At 72.4% G+C, this 15,988-nt stretch carries 14 protein-coding genes; 4 read left to right on the plus strand and 10 right to left on the minus strand.

Going from position 1 to position 15,988, the window contains the following annotated elements; genetic code table 11:
- A partial coding sequence (locus AC3A3H_RS01805; protein WP_487612827.1) for a DEAD/DEAH box helicase occupies nt 1–1,568 on the plus strand: 1,568 nt, incomplete at its 5' end.
- A gap of 134 nt (nt 1,569–1,702) precedes the next feature.
- On the opposite strand, the gene AC3A3H_RS01810 is transcribed toward AC3A3H_RS01805, so the two are convergent.
- From AC3A3H_RS01810 to AC3A3H_RS01825, 4 genes are all read right to left on the minus strand, one after another.
- Complete coding sequence (locus AC3A3H_RS01810; RefSeq protein WP_487612828.1) at nt 1,703–2,929, minus strand: hypothetical protein; 1,227 nt, start codon at nt 2,927–2,929, stop codon at nt 1,703–1,705.
- Nucleotides 2,926–3,504 carry an RNA polymerase sigma factor gene (locus tag AC3A3H_RS01815; protein ID WP_487612829.1) on the minus strand — a complete coding sequence of 193 codons (579 nt, stop codon included), beginning with the start codon at nt 3,502–3,504 and terminating at the stop codon, nt 2,926–2,928. The genes AC3A3H_RS01810 and AC3A3H_RS01815 overlap by 4 nt, the downstream gene beginning before the upstream one ends.
- A gap of 69 nt (nt 3,505–3,573) precedes the next feature.
- Nucleotides 3,574–4,452, minus strand: a complete 879-nt coding sequence (locus AC3A3H_RS01820; RefSeq protein ID WP_487612830.1) for an aminoglycoside phosphotransferase family protein — start codon at nt 4,450–4,452, stop codon at nt 3,574–3,576.
- Between the two features lie 17 nt (nt 4,453–4,469).
- Complete coding sequence (locus tag AC3A3H_RS01825; protein ID WP_487612863.1) at nt 4,470–5,252, minus strand: class I SAM-dependent methyltransferase; 783 nt, start codon at nt 5,250–5,252, stop codon at nt 4,470–4,472.
- A gap of 201 nt (nt 5,253–5,453) precedes the next feature.
- Between AC3A3H_RS01825 and AC3A3H_RS01830 the strand changes: the two genes are divergently transcribed.
- The gene (locus AC3A3H_RS01830) at nt 5,454–6,824 is read left to right on the plus strand and encodes a pyridoxal phosphate-dependent decarboxylase family protein (protein ID WP_487612831.1); all 1,371 of its coding nucleotides are present in this window, start codon (nt 5,454–5,456) and stop codon (nt 6,822–6,824) included.
- 72 nt (nt 6,825–6,896) lie between these two features.
- Here AC3A3H_RS01830 and AC3A3H_RS01835 read toward each other — a convergent pair whose 3' ends face one another.
- The 3 genes from AC3A3H_RS01835 to AC3A3H_RS01845 all read right to left on the minus strand — a co-directional run bounded on the left by AC3A3H_RS01835 (nt 6,897) and on the right by AC3A3H_RS01845 (nt 7,886).
- Nucleotides 6,897–7,148, minus strand: a complete 252-nt coding sequence (locus AC3A3H_RS01835; RefSeq protein ID WP_487612832.1) for a DUF6458 family protein — start codon at nt 7,146–7,148, stop codon at nt 6,897–6,899.
- Nucleotides 7,149–7,159: 11 nt separating this feature from the next.
- Nucleotides 7,160–7,324, minus strand: coding sequence for a hypothetical protein (locus AC3A3H_RS01840; RefSeq protein ID WP_285115337.1), 165 nt, complete (start codon nt 7,322–7,324; stop codon nt 7,160–7,162).
- Nucleotides 7,325–7,394: 70 nt separating this feature from the next.
- The gene (locus tag AC3A3H_RS01845; protein WP_487612833.1) at nt 7,395–7,886 is read right to left on the minus strand and encodes a MarR family winged helix-turn-helix transcriptional regulator; all 492 of its coding nucleotides are present in this window, start codon (nt 7,884–7,886) and stop codon (nt 7,395–7,397) included.
- Between the two features lie 97 nt (nt 7,887–7,983).
- On the opposite strand from AC3A3H_RS01845, the gene AC3A3H_RS01850 reads away from it, so the two are divergent.
- Nucleotides 7,984–9,360: a serine/threonine-protein kinase gene (locus AC3A3H_RS01850; RefSeq protein WP_487612834.1), complete on the plus strand. Its 1,377-nt coding sequence runs from the start codon at nt 7,984–7,986 to the stop codon at nt 9,358–9,360.
- Nucleotides 9,361–9,384: 24 nt separating this feature from the next.
- Here AC3A3H_RS01850 and AC3A3H_RS01855 read toward each other — a convergent pair whose 3' ends face one another.
- A complete protein-coding gene (locus AC3A3H_RS01855) occupies nt 9,385–10,698 on the minus strand; it encodes a UDP-glucose dehydrogenase family protein (RefSeq protein ID WP_487612835.1) in 1,314 nt (437 codons plus the stop codon).
- Nucleotides 10,699–11,312: 614 nt separating this feature from the next.
- Between AC3A3H_RS01855 and AC3A3H_RS01860 the strand changes: the two genes are divergently transcribed.
- A complete protein-coding gene (locus AC3A3H_RS01860; RefSeq protein WP_487612836.1) occupies nt 11,313–13,979 on the plus strand; it encodes a LuxR C-terminal-related transcriptional regulator in 2,667 nt (888 codons plus the stop codon).
- A 16-nt stretch (nt 13,980–13,995) separates the two neighbouring features.
- Here AC3A3H_RS01860 and AC3A3H_RS01865 read toward each other — a convergent pair whose 3' ends face one another.
- Nucleotides 13,996–14,478: a MarR family winged helix-turn-helix transcriptional regulator gene (locus tag AC3A3H_RS01865; RefSeq protein WP_487612837.1), complete on the minus strand. Its 483-nt coding sequence runs from the start codon at nt 14,476–14,478 to the stop codon at nt 13,996–13,998.
- Between the two features lie 7 nt (nt 14,479–14,485).
- Nucleotides 14,486–15,922 carry an argininosuccinate synthase gene (gene argG, locus AC3A3H_RS01870; protein ID WP_487612838.1) on the minus strand — a complete coding sequence of 479 codons (1,437 nt, stop codon included), beginning with the start codon at nt 15,920–15,922 and terminating at the stop codon, nt 14,486–14,488.
- Nucleotides 15,923–15,988 lie beyond the last annotated feature (66 nt).

Here is a 15,988-nt window from a genome sequence, read left to right on the forward strand (position 1 = left end):
GCCGCAGCTTCGACCGGGACGACCGCGCTCCGCGTCGCGACTCCGACGACCGTCCGCGCCGCAGCTTCGACCGCGACGACCGCGCCCCGCGCCGCTTCGACCGCGACGACCGCGCCCCCCGTCGCGACTCCGACGACCGCCCGCGCCGCACTTTCGATCGCGACGACCGCGCTCCGCGCCGCTTCGACCGCGACGACCGCGCCCCGCGGCGCGACTCCGACGACCGCCCGCGTCGCAGCTTCGACCGTGACGACCGCGCCCCGCGCCGCGACTCCTCCTTCTACCCGTCGCGCGACGAGAAGCAGTCGTTCGCCCCGCAGGACGACGTCGTGCTCGAGCGTCTGGAGGCCGAGGCCATCCAGGCTGCGGACGTCGAGGGCGTGACCTTCGCCGACCTGGGCTTCGGCGGCAACGTCGTCCGCGCCCTGGCCGAGCTCGGCGCCGAGACGCCGTTCCCCATCCAGGCCGCCACCGCCCCCGACGTGCTCGCGGGCAAGGACGTCCTCGGCCGTGGCCGCACCGGCTCCGGCAAGACGATCGCGTTCGGCGCCCCGATGGTCGAGCGGCTCATGCAGCTCTGGGCCGAGTCCGGCAAATCCGGCGGCAAGCGCCAGCTCGGCCGCGCCCCGCGCGCGCTGATCCTCGCGCCGACGCGTGAGCTCGCCCTCCAGATCGACCGCACCGTGCAGCCCATCGCGCGCAGCGTCGGCCTGTTCACCACGCAGATCTACGGCGGCGTGCCGCAGGGCCGCCAGGTCGGCGCCCTCCAGCGCGGCGTCGACATCGTGATCGGCACCCCCGGCCGCATCGAGGACCTCGTGGAGCAGGGCCGCCTCGACCTCAGCGAGGTCGTCATCAGCGTCCTGGACGAGGCCGACCACATGTGCGACCTCGGCTTCCTGGAGCCGGTGCAGCGCATCCTCCGCCGGACCGCGGAGGGCGGCCAGAAGCTGCTGTTCTCGGCGACCCTCGACACCGGTGTGGCCCAGCTCGTGGACGAGTTCCTCGTCGAGCCGGCCGTGCACGAGGTCGCGGGCGAGGACCAGGCGTCCTCGACGATCGACCACCGCGTGCTGGTCATCGAGCACCGCGACAAGGCCGCCATCATCGAGCAGCTCGCCGACCGCGAGGGCAAGACGCTGATCTTCTCGCGCACCCGCGCGTTCGCCGAGATGCTCGCCGACCAGCTGGACGACGCCGGCATCCCGGCCGTCAGCCTGCACGGCGACCTCAACCAGTCGCGCCGCACGCGCAACCTGCACCAGCTCACCAGCGGCCGGGTGAACGTGCTCGTCGCGACCGACGTCGCCGCCCGCGGCATCCACGTGGACGACATCGACCTGGTCATCCAGGCCGACGCGCCGGACGAGTACAAGACCTACCTGCACCGCTCCGGCCGCACCGGCCGCGCCGGCAAGCAGGGCACGGTCGTGACGCTCATCCCCCGCCACCGCCAGCGCCGGATGAACGAGCTCCTGGAGCGCGCCGAGATCGAGGCCGACTTCGTGCCGGCCATCCCGGGCGACCAGCTGATCACCGACCTCGCGGTCACCTCCACCGAGGCCTGACCCACCCCCGAAGCCCCCGACCCGCAGCTCACGCCGCGGGTCGGGGGCTTCGTCGTCCTGCGAGACGGCGGATAGTGCGCCGTCTCGCCGGATTCGGGCGCACTTTGCGCCGTCTCGCGCTCGTGAGCGGGGGGTTAGGCGCGGTGGGCGGCGATCAGGGACTCGGCGAGGGCGATGAGACGGGGCTGCTGGCTGGGCTGGATGCCGTCCGCGTAGCCCAACTGCATCCAGGCGCCGTCGGTGAGGACGTCGAGCCGGCAGCCGGGGGCCTCGGTCGAGCCGCAGGTCATGGCTGCGGCGTCGGCGCCGCTGACCGCGACGGGCGTCGCACTGGCGGTCGCCGCCGGGAACGCCCAGCCGGCGCCCGGGGCGAGGGTGACGTGCAGGTTCGTGATGATGGCCGGGTCCTGGGAGATGCCGTCAGCGGAGTACCAGTAGCAGTCGAAGGCGTGCGACTCCGCCGACCACATCGGGTCCGCGCCCTGGTATCGGTTCGGATACGGCCCAGTGAGCCACTTGGCGCCCAGGACGTCGGTGATCGGCCGGTCCGTCTTGAGTGCCGCACAGTCTCCGCCCGGCGCCCACGACGACGCAGGAGCCTGCCAGGGTGCGTGGGGCGTCGGATGCTGTGCCAGTAGACCGGCAACCGCGTCGGCCGCCGACCGGGCGAGCGTGGCGGACGCGTTCTCGGAATCCGTTGACGTCGTGATCGCCGCCCAATAGGAGCCGCTGAGGAACGAAAGGGTGCACTGGCCGGCGCAGCTCAGGGCTCCGCCGTCGCCGACCTCCACCGTGCTGCCGCCACTCCCGCGTCGGCCGTCGATGTCCTGCCGGCCCGCGGCGGGATCCGCCACGACGGAGATCGACAGGTAGGAGTTCGGCGTGGTCGAGTACCAGCGGCACGTCGTCAGCCCGGACTGGACGACGCCGGCCGCCGGGGGCGTCGCCACCGTGACATCGGAGTCCGCCTTCTGGTCGGCCGAGCCCGGCATGAGCGTGGTCACCGAGACGCCGTCGCCGATGGCGGGGCAGTCCAGTGGGAACGACGCGTGCGGGACGGAGGCGTCCACCGTCGGCACCGGCGCGGTGCTGCCGGTGGCTGAGGGTGTGGGCGACGGCGTGTTGCTCGGCGTCGGAGACCCGCTGGGGACAACGGGCGCGGGAATGGCCGTGAACGGTGCGAATCCGTTCACCGCCCAGGCTGTGCTGCCTCCCGCGAGCACGACGGCACCCGTGATGAGCGCCACCAGCAGCCAGGTGCGACGAGGCCGCGCCGCCGGAGCGTTCTGTTCGACCGCGGACCGGAGCATGCTCTTGATCTGGGTGCTGCGAGCGGGGTCGAGAATCGGTCGGTCGGTCATCGTGCACCTCCCAGGGCGCTCGCGGAGTCGGATGGCTCGGGAAAGGAGTCGGCGAGCCGGCGCTTGGCCCGAGAGAGCCGGGACTTGACGGTGCCGGCCGGTACGCCGAGCGCGACCGCCGCCTCCGCGACCGTGTACTCCTCGATGATGCAGAGGGTGACGACGGCCTGGTCCTTGAGGGAGAGGCGGGCGAAGCTCTCGCGTGCGCTTGTCGCCCGTGCGGAGCCGTCCAGACGCTCGTCGACGTCCGGAGCGAAGTCCGGAGATGGGGAGGGGGTGGGCAGCGAGGCCATCGCCACGCTATGACGCCGACGCGAGCGGGCGCTGTTCTTCGCGACGTAGTTCGTCGTCACCAGCAGCCACGGCAGGATGGTGCCGTCCACGACCCGGACGTCCTCCCGCCTCCGCCACGCCTCCAGGAAGACGAGGGCCGTCACGTCTTCGGCGTCGTGCGAAGACCGGGTGAGCCGGAGCGCCTGTCCGTAGACACGATCCTTGTGCCGCTCGAAGAGGTCCCCGAACGCGTCGGGGTCGCCACCGGTGGCTCGTCGCCAAACGGATGGTTCGTCATCCATCGGTTCTCCCATATCCTCTTCTGTCCGCAGGCCCCGAAACGGTTCCATCCACGATTACTGGGCGGAGGGTCAGTCCTGGCCCAGCTGGTCGAGGGCGTGGTAGGCCAGGGAGGCCATGCGCGGGTTGTCGTCGGACGACGTGGCCAGCGCGCTGGCCATCGTGACGGCCCAGCCGCGCGCTCGCAGCCAGGTCGCGCGATCGGGGGCGACCGGGAGCGCCGCGCGGAAGCGCTCGCGCGCCTCCCCGTCGAACGTGAGCCACGCCGTCGCGAGGTCGGTGGCCGGGTCGCCAGAGGTGACGTCGCCGAAGTCGATGACCGCGGCGAGGCCGCCTTCCGGGGTGAGCAGAAGATTCCCGGGGTGGAGGTCGCCGTGCAGCAGCAGCGGAGGCCCGGCCCACGCCGGCGCCGCGAGCGCCTCGCGCCACGCCTGCTCCAGCCCCGCGACCTCCATACGGCCGGACAGCGATCGCAGCCGGGTGGCCACGACCTCGCGCCGCGACGCGAGCGGGACTCCGCGCACCGGGTTGTGCGGAGCCTCCGGCGCGGGCACGGCGAGCTCGCCGACGAACTCGGCCAGCGCCTCCGCGACGCCCGAGCGCTCGCCGGCTGCGACCGACGCGCCGTCGACGCCGTCGATCCACGCGACGATGCTCCACGGCCAGGGGAAGGCGTCCGACGGGACGCCGACCCGGACGGGCGCGGGCACAGTCGTATGCACCCGCGCCGCGATCCCGGGGAGCATCTGCTGCTCGTGCTCGATCAGGTGCGCGGCCACCTCCCGCCGCGGGATGCGCACGGCGTAGGCGTCGCCCAGACGGTACAGCTGGTTGTCCCACCCGTCGGACACCAGCCAGAGCGGCGCGGCCAGGTCGGGATGCTGCGCCGCAACCAGAGCGGCGACGAGCTCGGCGTCGGTGGGGATGTCTACGGGCGGAGTCAGCGGCACCGGACGAACCTAGCAGGCTACCCGCCGGCCCGCGTTCCGCGCACGGCCCAGGCGCGCGCCACGAGTGCGATCGACCCGTCCGGCTCCCGCGGCAGCGTCGCGTCCAGCCTCGCGCGCAGGGCCTCCCGTGCAGCGGCGTCGAGCGACATCGCGTACGCGGGGGCGGGCCCCTGGCCGCCCAGGAACGGCTCCCAGTAGTCGTCGAAGCCGGTGAACACCGTCGGGATGTCGATCGCCGTCGTCGTCACCGCGGCGCAGCCGGCGCCGGTGAGCAGGGCCGCGAGAGCGTGGGGGTGGGCGAGCGGGAAGCGCGGGCCCTCGTCGAGCCGGGAGGCCTCCGGGTCGAGGGCGGCCGCCGCGTCCCAGAACCGGCGCATCAGGTCCATCCGCCCGGCGTAGTCCCAGACGTACGCGGCGATCGTCCCGCCGGGGCGCGCGACCCGGACGGCCTCGTCGGCGGCCGCGTGCGGGTCGGGGACGAAGTTCAGCACCAGCCCGGAGACGACCGCGTCGACGGAGCCGTCCGCAAGCGGCAGCGCTCCGGCGTCCGCCACGATGAAGGATGCGCGGTCGCCCAGGTGCTCGCGCGCGGACGCGACGAAGCCGGGAGCCGGGTCCACGCCGACGACCGAGGCGGGCGAGCGGCCGTCGAGGATCGCAGCCGTGAGCGCGCCGGTGCCGCAGCCGACGTCCAGCCAGGCGAGCCCGGGCGCGGCGCCCAGCCAGTCGAGGAACAGCGGCGCGACCCGACGGCTCCAACGGCCGACGTACTGCTCGTACGGGTCCCCGCGCCCCCACATCCCGGCCACACGCACACCCTAGCGCCGGGCCCGCCTCGCGGGGCAGGAGTTGCGTCGAGGCCTCCCGCGGTGCGGCATCTCGCCCGTCTCATCGTCCTGCGGCGTGGATTTGCTGCGCAACGACGACAATATACGCACCGATCCTGCGTACCGCCGCAAAATCGTGCTGAACTCGTGTGCCAGCATTGGTGCGGAGGCCTCATGACTACCGACCCCGCCCGCATGCACAGTGTCACCGGCGACACCACCGAACTCGTCGACCTCGTGCTCGACTACTCGCGCCGGCGCATCCTCGCGACCGACACCCCGCTCGACAAGCCGTTGCCGGAGTCGGAGTTGCGCCGGCTGGCCGGCCGCACCGTCTCCGAGAACGGGATCGGCGCCGAGCGCGCGCTCGCCGTCTTCGAGCACGTTCTCGCCCCCGCGTGCATCACCACCGACCATCCGCGCTACCTCTCCTTCATCCCGACCGCGCCGACCAAGGCGGCCACCGCGTTCGACCTCGTCGTCTCCGCGAGCGCCGTCTACGGCGGGTCCTGGCTGGAGGGGTCCGGCGCCGTCTACGCCGAGAACCAGGTGCTGGCCTGGCTCGCCGCCGAGTTCGGCCTCCCGGCGAGCGCGGGCGGAGTCTTCGTGCAGGGCGGCACGCTCGGCAACCTCTCGGCACTCGTCGCCGCGCGCGAGCACGCGCGGAGCGAGCGCGGGAACCCGCCCGGGAGCTGGATCATCGTCTGCAGCGCCGAGGCGCACTCCTCGGTCGCCTCGGCCGCCCGTGTGATGGACGTGGAGGTCGTGACCGTCTCACCCGGCGAGTCCGGCGTGCTCACGGGCGACGCTGTCCGCCCCGCCCTGGCCGAGCACGGCGACGCCGTGTTCGCGGTGATCGCGACCGCCGGCTCCACCAACTTCGGCATCGTGGACGACATCGCCTCCATCGCGGCGCTGAAGGACGAGTACGACTTCTGGCTGCACGTCGACGGCGCCTACGGCCTGGCCGGGATGCTGTCGCCGCTCGCCCGGCCGCGGTTCGCCGGCGTCGAGCGCGCCGACTCCCTCATCGTCGATCCGCACAAGTGGCTCTTCGCCCCGTTCGACGCCTGCGCGCTGCTCTACCGGGACCCGGAGATGGGCCGCCGCGCGCACACGCAGCACGCCGAGTACCTGGACACGCTCACCGAGGCCACCGAGTGGAGCCCGTCGGACTACGCCGCGCACCTGACCCGGCGCGCCCGGGGGCTGCCGTTCTGGTTCTCGCTCGCCTCCCACGGCGCGGCCGCCTACCGGGACGCCGTCACGGCCTCCCTGCAGCTCGCCCGCCGCATCGCCGACGAGATCGACCGGCGCGAGCGCCTGCACCTGGTGCGCCAGCCGCAGCTCTCGGTCGTCGTGTTCGAGCGCGAGGGCTGGACCAGGGAGGACTACGCGCTCTGGTCGGCGCGGCTCCTGGACGAGCAGCGCGCCTTCGTGACGCCGAGCTCGCACGCCGGGCGCACCAACACGCGCTTCGCGATCCTCAACCCGCTCACGACCTTCGAGGACCTCGTCGAGATCCTGGACTCCATGGAGGACTGAGCCTCCCGTCATCCGGACATGGCGAAGGCCCCCGCCGCTCGGCGGGGGCCTTCGTCGTTCCGGGGGTTCGACTCAGATCACGTCGTCGTCGACGCCCCGCCGGGTGACGCGGTCGCCGGTCACCGGGTCCACGGCGGTGCGCGTGGTCGCGACGGAACGGCGGCGGCGGGTCAGCAGTATGATCCCGATGATGATGCCGACGACGCCGGCGACCATCAGGATGTAGCCGACCAGTTGGAGGTTGATCCAGTCCACCTGGATGTTGAGGGCGAACGCGAGGATCGCTCCGATCACGAACAGGACGATTCCGGTGCCCAGACTCATTGAGACCTCCCTTATACGCGTCGGCTGCCGGTCAGCAGCCGCACAAGCCAGACGATCACCGCGAGCACGAGCAGGATGATGCCGACCCAGAGCAGGAAGTTCAACGACGACACGAAGCCGCCGGTCAGCAGCAGGATGATCGCGATGATTGCGACGATGATGAGCAGGATGTTCATGGAGGGGTTGTCCTTTCCTTGACGACCACCACGCAACAACTGTTTCGGTTGTCGAACAATCCCCTTGACGTCAGCGTCTTTCAGGCCTATTCGCGTGTCGTTCCGCGGCGATCCCGTCCACGGTGCGCCGCATCTTCGTGAGGAACCGGGTCACGGTCCGCGCCTCCTCCTCGCTCAGCTCGGCGGCTTCGGCGGCGATCTGCTCCTGAGCGACGACCAGGGGACCGGTGTCGCCGAGGGCGGCGCGCGTCGGCACGAGGTCCACCGACCGGCGGTCGGCGTCGTTCGTCCTGCGCTCGATGAACCCGCCGGCCACGAGCCGGTCGATCAGGGCGGTGGTGGAGGCGCTCGAGACGCCGACGTAGGCGCTGACGTCCTTCGCGGACGTCCTGCGGCCGTCGGCGGCGTTGTCGAGGATGAGCCGCAGTGCGAGGAAATCGTTCTCGCCGATCCCCATCGCCGCGCCGGTGCGCCGCCGCATCGCGGTCTCGGCGGCGCGATAGACCTGGAGCGCCTCGAGCACGCCGGTGTCCGGCGGTGGCTCCTCGGATCGTTCGGTCACCCTTGCCACTCACCCCCTCCCCTCGGCCGATTGCAACGGGATACCGCCGGATTTTGGGCGGATTCACGGCATGCCCGAGTGCGCGTATGCTCGTGCGGTGCATCCCGACACGCTCCTGCTCGACCGCTACGAACTCCGTGGCCGGCTCGGGCGCGGCGGCATGGGAACCGTGTACCGCGCGTACGACCGTCAGCTGGAGCGCCTGGTCGCGGTCAAGGTGTTCGCGGCAGGGGATGCCGGCGACGACGCCCGCCGCCGCGCGGAGGCGACAGCGCTCGCCAGGGTCTCGCACCCGAACCTCGTCACGCTACTGGACGCGCACCTGACGCTCGAAGGGGACCCGGGCCCGAGCTTCCTGGTCATGGAGCTGGTCGACGGCGAGGACCTGCGCTCACGACTCGACCACGGACCGCTGCCGGCCGACGAGGTCGCGGCGATAGCGGCAGGGATCGCCGAGGCCCTGGTCGCCGTGCACGGGGCCGGGATGGTGCACCGCGACCTCAAGCCGGCGAACATCCTGCTCGGCGACACCAGCGTGCCCGGCGGGATGCCGCACGCGAAGCTCGCCGACTTCGGGATCGCCCACCTGATCGGCGCTGAACGGCTGACCACGGCCGGGATGATCATCGGCACCGCCGGCTACCTCAGCCCGGAACAGGCGGACATCGACGAGCCCGGACCGTCGGCGGACATCTACGCCCTCGGTCTGGTCACGCTGGAGGCCCTCACCGGGCGGACCGAATACCCGGGCACGCCGTTGGAGGCCGTGACCGCGCGGCTCGCCCGCGACCCGCGCATCCCCGCCTCGCTGCCCGAGGACTGGCGCGGGCTGCTCGGCGCGATGACCGCCAGGGACCCGGGCATCCGGCCCACGGCGCTGGAGGCGGCGGTGATGGCGAGGGAGCTCGCGCCGCAGCTCTCGGGGTGGTCGGTGCCGAAATTCACCGTGCCGCGGGAGCTCGCGCCGACGACGGCGATGTCGGTGGCCGAGCTGGGCGGCGGGATGCCGGCGGGTGCCGCGAGGACGGGAGGTGCGAGTGCGGGTGGCGTGCCCGCCGGTGGCATGCCTTCGGATGGCGCAACCTCCGGGGCCGCAGACGCGCCTCGGCGCGCGACGAGGGCCGCCGAGCGCACGACCCGCCGCCGTCGCGTCGTAATGGGCGCGGTCGCTGTGGGGAGCGTGGCCGTCGTCGCCATCGCGTTGGGACTCGGCAGCGCCCTGGCGCCCGCATTCACCGAACCGACGCCGGCCGGGACAGGCGGCAGCACACCCCGGCCGAGCCCGACCGTCGTGGTGCCCGCGCAGAACGTCCCGACGGTCGCACCCGTCGCGACGAAGAACCCGGAGCCGCAGGCCCCCGCGCCGGCTCCCGCTCCCGCGCCCGTGCAGAAGGCGCCGACCGGTCCGGGTCAGGGCCCGGGGACAGGCAACGGAAACGGGCACGGCCCGGGACACGGCAAGGGCGGCGGCTGAGCCCTGCCGACAGCCGACCTGCGCCTAGCGTCGGCCGAGCCCGCGGTACTCCCAGCCGGCGCGGACCCACTCGTCCGGTTCGAGGACGTTCCGTGCGTCGACGATCCGGCGGCCGGAGGTGAGTGCGCCGATCTGAGCGGGGTCGAGCGACGCGTATTCCCGCCATTCGGTGAGCAGGATGACCAGCTCGGCGCCGGCCAGCGCCTCGCCCGCGGAGTCGACGGCGACGAGCTCCGGGTCCCGCGCGCGTGCGTTCGCCGCGGCGTGCGGGTCGGCCGCCACGACCACGGCGCCCGCCGAGCGGAGCGCGCTCGCGATCTCCAGTGCGGGGGAGTCGCGCACATCGTCCGAGTCCGGCTTGAACGCCAGGCCGAGCACCGCGATCCGGCGTCCGGCGGGGGCGCCGCCGAGCAGTTCCTCGGCCAGTTCGATCACGCGCGCGCGCCGGCGGAGGTTGATTGTGTCGACTTCGCCCAGGAAGGCAACGGTTCCGGCCAGTCCGAGCTCGGCGGCGCGGGCCTGGAACGCGCGGATGTCCTTCGGCAGGCAGCCGCCGCCGAAGCCGACGCCCGCGTTCAGGAAGCGCCGCCCGATCCGGGCGTCGTGACCGATCGCGTCCGCGAGCTGCGTCACATCCGCGCCCGTCACCTCCGCGATCTCCGCCATCGCGTTGATGAACGAGATCTTCGTGGCCAGGAACGCGTTCGCCGCGACCTTCACCAGCTCCGCAGTGGCCCAATCCGTGACGATGACCGGCGTCCCGTCGCGTAGCGGGCGCTCGTACACGCGATCGAGCGCCGCGGCCGCGGGGTCGGCCGCCGATCCGCCCGCCACCCCGAAGACCAGCCGGTCGGGTGTCAGCGAGTCGGCCACGGCGTGGCCCTCGCGCAGGAACTCCGGATTCCAGGCCAGCGTCATCCGCGGGCCGGCCGGGGACATGCTCGCGGCCAGCCGCTCGACGGTGCCGACCGGCACCGTCGACTTGCCCACCACGATGTCGCCGTCTTTGCCGTGCGCGAGCACCTGCGCGAATGCCGCCTCCACATACGAGAGGTCGGCGCCCGCGGCGCCCGCGACCTGCGGGGTGCCCACGGCGATGAAGTGCAGATCTGCGGCGCCGAGAGCGGCAGGGTCGGTGCTGAACCGCAGGCGTCCGCTCCGGAGGCCGGAGAGCAGGAGCTCCTGGAGCCCCGGCTCGAAGAACGGGGCCTCGCCGCGGGAGAGCCGCTCGACCTTGCGCGGGTCGACGTCGACGCCGACGACGTCGTGCCCGAGGTCGGCCATCGCGGCCGCGTGCACCGCTCCGAGGTAGCCGCAGCCGACGACAGAGAGCTTCATCGGGTCCTACTCCTGTCTGTGCTGGTGTGGCGTCGCCGCGCGCTGGGGCGTCGGGTGGGGCCGGTGCGGGTGCCGATCGATGTCAGGGGGATGGACGGCACCCGCACACCTCGTCACCGGAGGGGAGCGGCGACGGGCCAACCGCGGCGACTCCCGAAATGCTCGTCGCGATGTGTGAAATTGTGTGCTTTACCTCCGCCGATAGCAAGCGATTCGGCCGGATTTCATCCGGTTCTCGCTGGTAACTCACCCGAGCGCTGCGGCCCCGGGTCGGCAGTTCACCCGGTCCGTCAACCGGGTGAAAATCGCGCACGCGAGGTATGACCTCTGCAATTTTACCTGCTGAAATCGGGTGATTGATGGGATGAATGGCCTGATGACTCCGGTGCGATCCTCCGGGATTACGCCTTCCGCTCAGCGGTATTCGCCGTCTACGCGCTGCCAGCATCGCCTATGCGACCCGCGAGGGGCGCACCGAAGGGGAACGAGGGGATTGCATGACGTACACCGGGGGAACGGATGGGCGACGCGAGGGTGATTTCGAGCAGTTCGCGCGTCACGTTTCGACGGGCAACCAGGTCGCTCGCAATAACACCGAGCCGAAGGAGTCCCGCATGAGGTCGACGAACATGTCCGATGCTCCATCCGGAGCCAGCCGCGACGACACCGGGCGCAGCCGCCTGCCGAGGCTCTCGCGCTACACGATCGAGCGGCCGGCGCTGGCCGCCCGGCTCGATCATGCGCTGCGGGAGCAGGCCACCGTCGTGCGAGCGCCGGCCGGCTACGGCAAGACCTCGCTCGTCCGCAGATGGCTGGAGGACCTGCTCGACCGCCCCGACGCCGCGACGCGGACGGCGGGCTGGATCGACCTCGACCTCGTGACCGGCGAGCTCCGGGGCTTCTGGGACGCCGTGCGCGCCGAGCTCGACCCGGATCAGGTCGACGACCGCTGGGACACCGATCCGGTGACTGCGATGCAGGAGGGCGTCGCCGGCCGCCCCGCCACCGTCGTCCTGGTCCTCGACGGGTACACCCGCCGGTGGGACGGAGTCCTGTCCGCCGACCTCGTCCAGGTGATCCGCCGGACGCCGAACCTGCACGTGATGATCCTCACCCGCTCCCTGACCTCGTTCGAAGCCCCCGCGCTGGCCGCGGTGCTCGACCTGGTTGTGCTGCAGAACGACGACCTGGCGTTCGAACGTGCGGAGCTGGACGAGGTCGTCCGCGTCCTCGGGCTCGACGTCGAACCGCGCATCCTGGACCACGTGCTCCGCCAGAGTCGCGGCTGGCCGCTGGCTGCGCGGGCCATGGTCCGCATCTTCGACGACCCGCGCTCTGCGCTCGCCGAACCCGTCGCGGCGCGCGCGCTCGACGCGATCACGGAGACCGTCGTCGCCGAGCTGCTGGCGCCGGTCGCCGACGAGAGCCGGCCGGGCCTCCAGCGCGCCGCCGTCGCCCCGTACCTCTCGCCGCACATCGTCGAGCGGATCGGCGCGGGCGACGCGGAGGGCGACCTCCTCGGCACGGCCGAAGCGGCGGGTCTCGGCGTCTGGACGTACGCCCGCGGCCGCGGCCAGCTGGTCTACGAACTCCTCGACCCGGTGCGCGCGGTGCTGCGCGCGCAGCTCGACGCGGCGTCGCCCGGGGAGGGCGAGCGGCTGTCCGGCGACCTCTTGGACGTCCTGGAGGCGGCCGGCGACTCCGTCGCGGCGCTGCGCCAGGCGCTCCGGGCGAGCGATATCGGCGCGGCGGAGACGATCATCGCGCGCAACTGGACGTCGGCCTTCACCGACGACGCGGCGGACTACCTGGACGAGCTCGGCAGGGTCGAGCTCGGCGCGCTCCGCTCGTCGGCGATCCTGCTGACGGTGACCGGGCTGCTCCGTGAGAACGCGGGAGGCGACGCAGCGGCCGCGCTGGACTTCTACCACGCTGCGGCCGAGCCGCAGGCGCTGCGTGGCCGGCGGCTGGAGCCCCTCCGGCAGTACTGGACGGACCTCGCGAGCATGATCGCCCTCCGCAAAGTGGGCCGGCTCGCGAACGCGGACGACTTCCTCGGCCCGCTCGCGGCGCCGGACGCTTCGGTCCCGGTCCCGCCGATCGCCTGGCTGGAGATGGGCGTCACCCAGCTCCGTCTCGGACGGGACCTGGAGGCGATCGCCTCGTTCGAGCGTGCCGCGCTCAGCGCCTCGGACGATCCGGAGCTGTATGTGTTCGCGTCCGGTGCGGCCGCGCTCGCGCACGCCCTCCACGGCGAGGTCGACCGGGCGAGAGCCGTGGCCGATCGCGTCGGGGGGCGTCGTCACGACGACCGGCCGCTCGCCCCGCGCGCGTTCGCCCCGCTCGCGATCGCAGAGCGGCTCATCGCGACCGAACTGCGCGCCTGTTGCGCCGACGTGGGCGACGCGGCCGAGACGGCGGACGCTCGCGAGGCCTGCCCCGTCCGGGAGCCGTTCGAGGTCGGCGAGCTGCAGAGCTACGCCGCGTACGCGGCCGCCCTGCACGCGCTCGCGAGCGGGGAGCCGGACGACGCGCAGCACATCATCGACACCGAGCTGCTCAGCAAGGGACCGCACACCCCGAGCAACACCGAGAGCGCCCGCTTCGTGGCCCTGAGCGCGGATCTGCTGATGTCGCAGGGGAACCTGGTCGCCGCCCAGAAGCTCATCAAGGCCTTCCCCGACGGCACGAACGCGCTGCGACCGGTCTCCGCGCGCCTGCTGCTGATGTTCCGCGAGTACCGCAGCGCTCAGCTCCTCGCGGAGGCCGTGCTGGCGGAGAGCCCGGGGCCCCGGACCCGCGTGGAGATGCTGCTCGTGCAGGCGGAGGCGCTGCACCGGCTGAAGAGCGCGCGGGCGGCGACGATCCGCTTGAACGCGCGGCAGCTCGCCGAGGCCAACGAGCTCCTCACGCCGTTCGTCCTCACCATGGAAGGACAGGTTGCAGCGCAACCGCCGGCCTCCACCGGCGAGCACGGAGAGTTCGACGCGGCGCTGGCGCGGATCACGCCGCTGTTCTCGGAGGCGGCGATGGCGGCTCAGCTCACGCAGCGCGAGCGGATCGTGCTCGACCGGCTCCAGTCGACGGCGAGTCTGGAGTACATCGCGCGCTCGCTGGTCGTCTCGATCAACACGGTCAAGACGCAGACCCGCAGCATCTACCGCAAGCTGGGCGCCAACTCGCGGGAGGAGGCGGTCCGCATCGCCTACGACCTCGGGCTGCTGCGGCCGCGGCTCCCCATCGGCCGGAACCGCTACGAGGGGGACGACCGGATCGCCTGACCGGGCGAGGGAGGCGTCAGCGAGGCTGACGTGCGGGGGCCGCGCTGACGATCTGGATCAGCGCGGCCCTCAGCGCGTCCGGGTCGTCGACCGCCGGGAAGACCTCGTCTTCGAGGCCGCGCACGGCCTCGAAGGCGGCGTGCCCGCGCTCGGTGATGGACACGATGTGCCGCCGCCGGTCGGCGGGATCGGGGAGCCGGATGACGAGCCCTTCGCGCTCCAGCCGGTCGACCGTGCGGGACATGGTCTGCGCCTCCACCTGTGCGAAGCGGGCGAGGTCGGTTTGCGAGTCGAACCCGAGCTCCAGGAAGTGCAGCACGATGAGGCCCGCGTGGGTGAGTCCGCGGGCCTCCAGCGCCTCGTACCAGGCGCGTTCGACGGCCCGGGAGGCCGCGCCGAGCAGGCGGCCGAGCGGCCACTTGTCCGGCTCGTGCTCGCCCTGCTCGTAGTTCGGGTGCGCGCGCGGCCCAGCGGGCTCGGGCGTCACCTCGGGCGGCATGGCGGCCTCAGTCGGTCCCGGCGTCGAACGCGGCGCCCTCGGACGACGCGTCGATCTCGCGCGACAGCGCGTCGTCGGATCCGCTCACGTCGAGCTCCAGGATCGACCGGGCGCTGCCCTCCTCCAGCTCGCCGACGAGCTCGCCGGTCGGGCCGCCGATGAGGCCGGAGGCCGCGTACTGCTCGAGGCGCGAGCGCGAGTCGGCGATGTCGAGGTTGCGCATGGTGAGCTGGCCGATGCGGTCGGACGGCCCGAAGGCGGCGTTGCCGACGCGCTCCATCGACAGCTTGTCCGGGTGGTAGCTGAGCGACGGCCCGGTCGTGTCGAGGATCGTGTAGTCGTCGCCGCGGCGCAGGCGCAGGGTCACCTCGCCGGTGATCGCCGAGCCGACCCACCGCTGCAGGGACTCGCGCAGCATGAGCGACTGCGGGTCGAGCCAGCGGCCCTCGTACATGAGCCGGCCGAGGCGGCGGCCCTCGTTGTGGTAGTTGGCGACCGTGTCCTCGTTGTGGATCGCGTTGAGCAGGCGCTCGTAGGCGATGTAGAGGAGCGCCATGCCCGGGGCCTCGTAGATGCCGCGGCTCTTGGCCTCGATGATGCGGTTCTCGATCTGGTCGGACGCGCCGAGCCCGTGGCGGCCTCCGATCGCGTTGGCCTCCAGCACGAGCGCCACCGGGTCGTCGAACTCGACGCCGTTGAGCGCCACCGGGCGGCCCGCCTCGAAGCGGACCGTGACGGTCTCGGGGACGACGTCGACGTCCTCCCGCCAGGCCGCGACGCCCATGATCGGGTCGACGATGTCCAGCCCGGCGTTCAGCTCCTCCAGGCGCTTGGCCTCGTGGGTGGCGCCCCAGATGTTGGCGTCGGTCGAGTAGGCCTTCTCGCTCGGGTCGCGGTAGGGGAAGCCGCGTGCGATGAGCCACTCGCTCATCTCGGTGCGGCCGCCGAGCTCCTCCACGAACGCGGTGTCGAGCCACGGCTTGTAGATGCGCAGCCGCGGGTTGGCGATGAGGCCGTAGCGGTAGAACCGCTCGATGTCGTTACCCTTGTAGGTGGAGCCGTCGCCCCAGATCTCGACGCCGTCGTCCATCATCGCGCGCACGAGCATGACGCCGGTGACCGCGCGGCCGAGCGGCGTGGTGTTGAAGTAGGTCTTGCCGCCGGAGCGGATGTGGAACGCGCCGCACTGCAGGGCGATCAGGCCCTCCTCGACCAGCGCGCGCTTGGCGTCGACCAGTCGGGCGATCTCCGCGCCGTATTCGGCGGCGCGCCCGGGCACCTCGTCGATGTTCGGCTCGTCGTACTGGCCGATGTCCGCGGTGTAGGTGCAGGGGATGGCGCCCTTTTCGCGCATCCATGCCACCGCGCAGGAGGTGTCGAGACCTCCCGAGAACGCGATGCCGACTCGCTCACCGACCGGAAGACTGCTCAAGACTTTGGACACGGCCTCCAGCTTAGTGCGGGCGTGGGGTGAGGAATCCCTGCCCAGTGCGGTCGGTCAGTGCCGTCG

Source organism: Leifsonia sp. Soil_N53, assembly GCF_057655165.1.

Excerpts from the sequence above, each read along its gene's own strand:
- AC3A3H_RS01815 (WP_487612829.1), bottom strand. The coding sequence starts at position 3,504 with ATGGATGACGAACCATCCGTTTGGCGACGAGCCACCGGTGGCGACCCC.
- AC3A3H_RS01825 (WP_487612863.1), bottom strand. The coding sequence starts at position 5,252 with ATGTGGGGGCGCGGGGACCCGTACGAGCAGTACGTCGGCCGTTGGAGC.
- AC3A3H_RS01810 (WP_487612828.1), bottom strand. The coding sequence starts at position 2,929 with ATGACCGACCGACCGATTCTCGACCCCGCTCGCAGCACCCAGATCAAG.
- AC3A3H_RS01860 (WP_487612836.1), top strand. The coding sequence starts at position 11,313 with ATGAGGTCGACGAACATGTCCGATGCTCCATCCGGAGCCAGCCGCGAC.
- AC3A3H_RS01830 (WP_487612831.1), top strand. The coding sequence starts at position 5,454 with ATGACTACCGACCCCGCCCGCATGCACAGTGTCACCGGCGACACCACC.
- AC3A3H_RS01835 (WP_487612832.1), bottom strand. The coding sequence starts at position 7,148 with ATGAGTCTGGGCACCGGAATCGTCCTGTTCGTGATCGGAGCGATCCTC.
- AC3A3H_RS01840 (WP_285115337.1), bottom strand. The coding sequence starts at position 7,324 with ATGAACATCCTGCTCATCATCGTCGCAATCATCGCGATCATCCTGCTG.
- AC3A3H_RS01855 (WP_487612835.1), bottom strand. The coding sequence starts at position 10,698 with ATGAAGCTCTCTGTCGTCGGCTGCGGCTACCTCGGAGCGGTGCACGCG.
- AC3A3H_RS01865 (WP_487612837.1), bottom strand. The coding sequence starts at position 14,478 with ATGCCGCCCGAGGTGACGCCCGAGCCCGCTGGGCCGCGCGCGCACCCG.